Annotated in this window: 6 protein-coding genes; 2 read left to right on the plus strand and 4 right to left on the minus strand. The window is 28.0% G+C overall.

Annotation, left to right across the window (positions count from 1 at the left end; genetic code table 11):
• Both ACWYO2_RS04710 and ACWYO2_RS04715 read left to right on the plus strand, forming a co-directional pair.
• The coding region (locus ACWYO2_RS04710; RefSeq protein ID WP_455515338.1) for a hypothetical protein at positions 1 to 583 on the plus strand (583 nt) is incomplete at its 5' end.
• On the plus strand, positions 580 to 840 hold the full coding sequence (locus ACWYO2_RS04715) for an RNA-binding S4 domain-containing protein (RefSeq protein WP_455515339.1): 261 nt from the start codon (positions 580 to 582) through the stop codon (positions 838 to 840). The genes ACWYO2_RS04710 and ACWYO2_RS04715, both read left to right, overlap by 4 nt.
• A 34-nt stretch (positions 841 to 874) precedes the next feature.
• Here the strand turns inward: ACWYO2_RS04715 and ACWYO2_RS04720 are convergent, their stop codons facing one another.
• From ACWYO2_RS04720 to ACWYO2_RS04735, 4 genes are all read right to left on the minus strand, one after another.
• On the minus strand, positions 875 to 2,467 hold the full coding sequence (locus tag ACWYO2_RS04720) for a peptide ABC transporter substrate-binding protein (RefSeq protein WP_455515340.1): 1,593 nt from the start codon (positions 2,465 to 2,467) through the stop codon (positions 875 to 877).
• 11 nt (positions 2,468 to 2,478) lie between these two features.
• Positions 2,479 to 3,390: an ABC transporter ATP-binding protein gene (locus tag ACWYO2_RS04725; RefSeq protein WP_455515341.1), complete on the minus strand. Its 912-nt coding sequence runs from the start codon at positions 3,388 to 3,390 to the stop codon at positions 2,479 to 2,481.
• On the minus strand, positions 3,390 to 4,487 hold the full coding sequence (locus ACWYO2_RS04730) for an ABC transporter ATP-binding protein (protein WP_455515342.1): 1,098 nt from the start codon (positions 4,485 to 4,487) through the stop codon (positions 3,390 to 3,392). Before ACWYO2_RS04730 ends, ACWYO2_RS04725 begins: the two co-directional genes overlap by 1 nt.
• A gap of 16 nt (positions 4,488 to 4,503) precedes the next feature.
• A partial coding sequence (locus ACWYO2_RS04735) for an ABC transporter permease (protein ID WP_455515343.1) occupies positions 4,504 to 5,279 on the minus strand: 776 nt, incomplete at its 5' end.

Consider the following 5,279-nt stretch of genomic DNA (forward strand, 5'->3'; position numbering starts at 1 on the left):
AGTTATTAATAATAAATCTGATAAAGTAATAGTAGAAATTCCTAAAAAAATAGATGACAAGAAAAAAGAAGATATACATAAAGAAATTATAGAAAATAAAGTTGAAAAAGAGAAAATAGAAAAAAAGAAGGAATCTCAAGAAAAACAAGTTATTAATAATAAATCTGATAAAGTAATAGTGGAAATTCCTAAAAAAATAGATGATAAGAAAAAAGAAAAAATAAATAACATTGTAAATTCAGAATCTATAAATATGGAAAATAAAGTAAATAATGTGACTGAAGAAAAAAAATCTATCCAACTTATAAATAAATTAACTAAGAGAGTTTCAAGTTCATCAGTTAATTTTACAAGTGAAGATGAAAAAATAATACAATATATATCAAGTATTGTAGTTGAAAATGAGGCACAAATAAAAGATAAAACTTTAGATAGCATAAATAGATTAAAACAAAAAGGTATAAATTTAACGACTAAAGAATTTTTAGCTTTAGCATATAAAAATATTAAAGATACTAGAGTTAATTCATATATATTAGCAGTAGCAAGAGTAATGAATAATGTAGAAAGAGGAAAAAAATGAGACTTGATAAATTTTTGAAAGTAACAAGAATAATTAAAAGGAGAACAATCGCAAATGAACTTTGTGATTTAGGAAGAGTAAAGGTAAATGGTGATGTAAAAAAAGCACTTTATTCAGTTAAAGATGGAGATCAATTAGAAATAAGATATTTTAATAGAATATTTAATGTAGATGTTTTAAAGTTACCTCCAGAATCATTAAGAAAAGATGATATATCTATGTATATTAATATATCTGAACAAAAAGAAGAAAATTAAAAAATGGATTGGCAAAAAGCCAATCCATTTTACATTATTTAACCTTAACATTACTTACATCATATTGTGTTCCAAATGTTGGGAACTTAATACCATCTACTTTATCTTTATTAGTTAAGAATATATTTTTCTTTTGGAATAAAGGTGCTATAGGTACATCTTTTGCAATTATTTCTTCTGCTTTCTTAAATGCTTCAAATCTCTTATTAGGATCATTTGTAGTTTTAGCTTCTTTAATTAAAGCATCATATTGAGGGTTTGAATATTTACCGTGATTATTACCAGAATTTGAAACAAATAAATCTAGGTAAGTCATAGGATCTAAATAATCAGCACTCCATCCTGCAAGAGCTATATCATAGTTTGCGTTATGCATTCTTTGTAATCTTTCTTTGAAAGCAATTAATTCAACATCAACTTCTATTCCTAAGTTTACTCTGAAGTTTTCTTGTAAAGTTTCTGCTATTTTCTTATTAAGTCCACCATCATTTACAATTATAGATATTTTAGGCATAGATTGTAATCCTAATTCTTTTAATCCTTCAGCTAATAATTGTTTAGCTTCATCTGGATTAAATTTAGCACCAAGTGTTCCAACTTGTTCTGTAAAGTCTTTACCATCAGTTCCGTTTATACCAACACCACTTGGAACAAAGTTATATACTGGCTTATTAATATTATTAAATAAAGATGAAACTATAGTTTCTTTATCAATAGCTTGTAATAAAGCTTTTCTTACTTTTGCATTTTTAAGTACATCATTAGTAGTGTTAAATGATAAATACCATACTTGAGCTGTATCAACTAAATCAACATTTTTATTATCTTTAAATTCTGGATATTGTTCCTGAGTAATTTCAAGAAGATCTACTTCATCATTTTTGAAAGCATTTAAAGCTGAAGCTGAATCTTTAATAAATTTAATTACTACTGTATCAATATCAATTTTGTCTTTATTGTAGTAATTAGGATTTTTTTCAAGTATCATTGAAGAATTGTGTTCCCAACTTTTAACAACATAAGCACCTGATGAAATTAGAGTATCTGCTTCAAGAGCATAAGTATCTCCTTTTTCTTCAACAAACTTTTGATTTACTGGATAGTATGTAGCAAATCCAAGTAATGTATCAAAGTAAGGTGTAGGATTTTCAAGAGTAACTTTTAATGTCTTTGCATCAATAACTTCTATTCCAACTTCATCACTACTAGCTTTTCCTGAATTAAATTTTTCTCCATTTTTAATTGGGAATAACATATATGCATATTCAGAAGCAACATTTGGATCAAGTGCTCTTAACCAAGCATATTTGAAATCATTAGCTGTTAAATCAGAACCATCAGACCATTTTAATCCATCTTTAAGATGAATAGTCCATTCTAAACCATCTTCACTTACTTCCCATTTTTCAGCAAGAGCAGGTTCTACAACTTTTGTTTCTGGATTAACTTTAGTTAATCCTTCATTTAAGAAAGATGAAATGGTACCAGCAACTTGACTTGTCATAAGTGTAGTATCCATCGTTGATCCTTCTTCATTTAAATTTATAACAATTTGTTTATTAGCTGAGCTAGAACCACAGCTAAAAATCACAAATGCCATCATAAAAGCGATTAATAATTTTTTCATTTAATTTCCTCCTATAATTTATCGTAATTTTTTTCTACATAATGATTATCATTTAATTTTATTAATCCTGAATTTTCTTCAATATTTTTTAATTCAGACATAGTACCTATTGGTGATCTTAAATATTTTTCATCCATAACAATTTTTTCAGATTTAACATATTCTGGATCAGGTATAGGAACAGCTGATATTAAAGACTTAGTATATATATGTTGTGGGTTATTATATACTTCATCAGGACTTCCAAGTTCTACAATTTTACCTCTAAACATTACAGCAACTCTATCTGATATATATTTAACCATTGATAAATCGTGTGCTATAAATATCATAGTTAATCCTTTTTCTTTTTGTAAATCTTTTAATAAGTTTACAACTTGTGCTTGAATTGAAACATCTAAGGCTGATATAGGTTCATCACAAATTAATATTTCAGGTTCAAGTGCAAGAGCACGAGCAATTCCTATTCTTTGTCTTTGCCCTCCACTAAATTCGTGTGGGAATCTGTTTATATGTTCCCTATTAAGTCCAACTAGTTCTAATAATTCATAAACTTTTTCTCTCATTTCATCACTATTTTTATACATTTTATGTATTACCATACCCTCAGATATTATTTCTCCTACTGTCATACGAGGATTAAGACTAGCTTGTGGATCTTGAAATATCATTTGAATTTTTTTTGTTAATTCTAAATTTGTAAAGTCTTCTATTTTTTTACCTTCAATAATTATTTCACCAAAATTTTTCTTGTACAAGTTTGCAAGCGTTCTTCCAAAAGTAGTTTTACCACTTCCAGATTCTCCAACAACAGATAAAACTTCACCTTTTTTTACATCTAATGTAACATCATCTACTGCTTTTAATACTTTATCTCCACCTAATGGGAAGTATTTTTTTAAATGTTTAATTTCTATATACATTATTTAGCCTCCCCTATATTTGCAAATTTTATACCTTTTTTACTTTTAGTTGTTTCAACTGTTTCACGTCTTCCATCAGGAAATGTTAGTGTTATAGTTCCATTAGGATTAAACTTCATATCAGGTGCACCATCTACATATATCCATGACTTAACAAAGTGTCCATTACCAAGATCAACCATAGGTGGTTTTTTTTCATAATCTATTTTCATAGAAAATTCAGATCTTGCTGCAAAAGGATCACCAACTGGTGGATTAAGTAGATTAGGTGGTGTTCCTGGTATAGAAAATAGTGCAGTATTAGAATCCATATCTAAATGAGGAAGTGATTTTAATAATCCCCAAGTATAAGGATGTTTAGCATCTTTGAATATTTGCTTAACAGGTGCTTCTTCTAATTTTTCACCAGCATACATTACAATTACTCTATCTGATGTTTCAGCAACAACTCCTAAATCGTGAGTTATAAGTATAACTGCGATGTTTAATTCTTTTTTCAATTTATTAATTAATTCAAGTATTTGTGCTTGAATTGTAACATCTAGTGCCGTAGTAGGCTCATCACATATCAATAGGTCTGGTTCACACGCAAGAGCTATAGCTATTACAACTCTTTGACGCATACCACCTGAAAATTGATGTGGATATTGATTAAATCTCTCTTCTGGTTTAGGTATACCAACTTTTTCAAGCATTTCCAAAGCTTTCTTTTTTGCTTCAGCTTTGCTTATTTTTTTATGTATTAATATACCTTCCATTATTTGATCTCCTATTTTCATAACAGGATTTAGTGAAGTCATAGGATCTTGAAATATCATACCTATTCTTCCACCTCTATATTCTCTCATTTCTTTTTCGCTTAATTTAAGTATATCAACACCATCAAATAATATTTCACCGCTTTTAAATTCAGCAGGAGGTGTTGGTAGAAGTCTCATAATACTTTGAACAGTAACTGATTTACCACTTCCAGATTCTCCAACTATTGCAAGAGTTTCACCTCTATTAACTTCAAAACTAATATCTCTTAAAGCTTTAACTTCACCTGCATAAGTATTAAAGGAAACACTTAAATTATTAACTTTTAATAAACTCATAATTTTCTCCTTTCCGTTAATCTCTTAATTTAGGATTTAGTGCATCTGACATAGCATCACCTATAATATTAAAAGATAAAGTAATTAATGATATAGCTATTGCTGGTATCAAGAACATATATGAATGTGTAGTAATTTCTTTAAATCCATCAGAAACTAAATTACCAAGAGAAGCTTGTGGGATAGGCACTCCAAGTCCTATAAAGCTTAAGAAAGCTTCTGAGAATATTATTGAAGGAATATCCATAGTAAGTCTAACTATTATTATACTTAAAGTATTAGGTAATAAATGTTTCTTTATTATCCACCAGAAATTAGCTCCTAAGGCATGAGATGCAAGTACATATTCATTTTCTTTAATTTTTAATACCTCACCTCTAACAAGTAGGGCATAACCTAACCATCTTGTAAGAGCTAAAGCTATAATTATTGTTTTTATACTATTTCCTAAAACAACCATTAATAATATTATGTATATCATTGACGGGATTGATAAAACGATTTCAATAATTCTAACCATTATAGTATCTATTATACCTCCAAAATATGCAGATATTGAACCATATATACTTCCGATGATTACACATATACTAGCAACTATTATGGAAAGTTGTAATGAAATTTTTATACCTTGTATAACTCTTGAATAAATATCTCTACCTAATGAATCAGTACCTAGATAATATCCTTTTGAAAATCCTTTTATAGGACTTAAAAATATTTCTTGTGTGTGCTGTTCGTAGTAGTTATATTTACTTAAAAATGAACCAAATAATCCAAAGAATAGATAGA

It is taken from the genome of Pseudostreptobacillus sp. (assembly GCF_977040545.1).

Bases quoted from the DNA above. Each gene is read 5' to 3' on its own strand.
- ACWYO2_RS04715 (WP_455515339.1), top strand. From the start codon at position 580: ATGAGACTTGATAAATTTTTGAAAGTAACAAGAATAATTAAAAGGAGA.
- ACWYO2_RS04720 (WP_455515340.1), bottom strand. From the start codon at position 2,467: ATGAAAAAATTATTAATCGCTTTTATGATGGCATTTGTGATTTTTAGC.
- ACWYO2_RS04725 (WP_455515341.1), bottom strand. From the start codon at position 3,390: ATGTATATAGAAATTAAACATTTAAAAAAATACTTCCCATTAGGTGGA.
- ACWYO2_RS04730 (WP_455515342.1), bottom strand. From the start codon at position 4,487: ATGAGTTTATTAAAAGTTAATAATTTAAGTGTTTCCTTTAATACTTAT.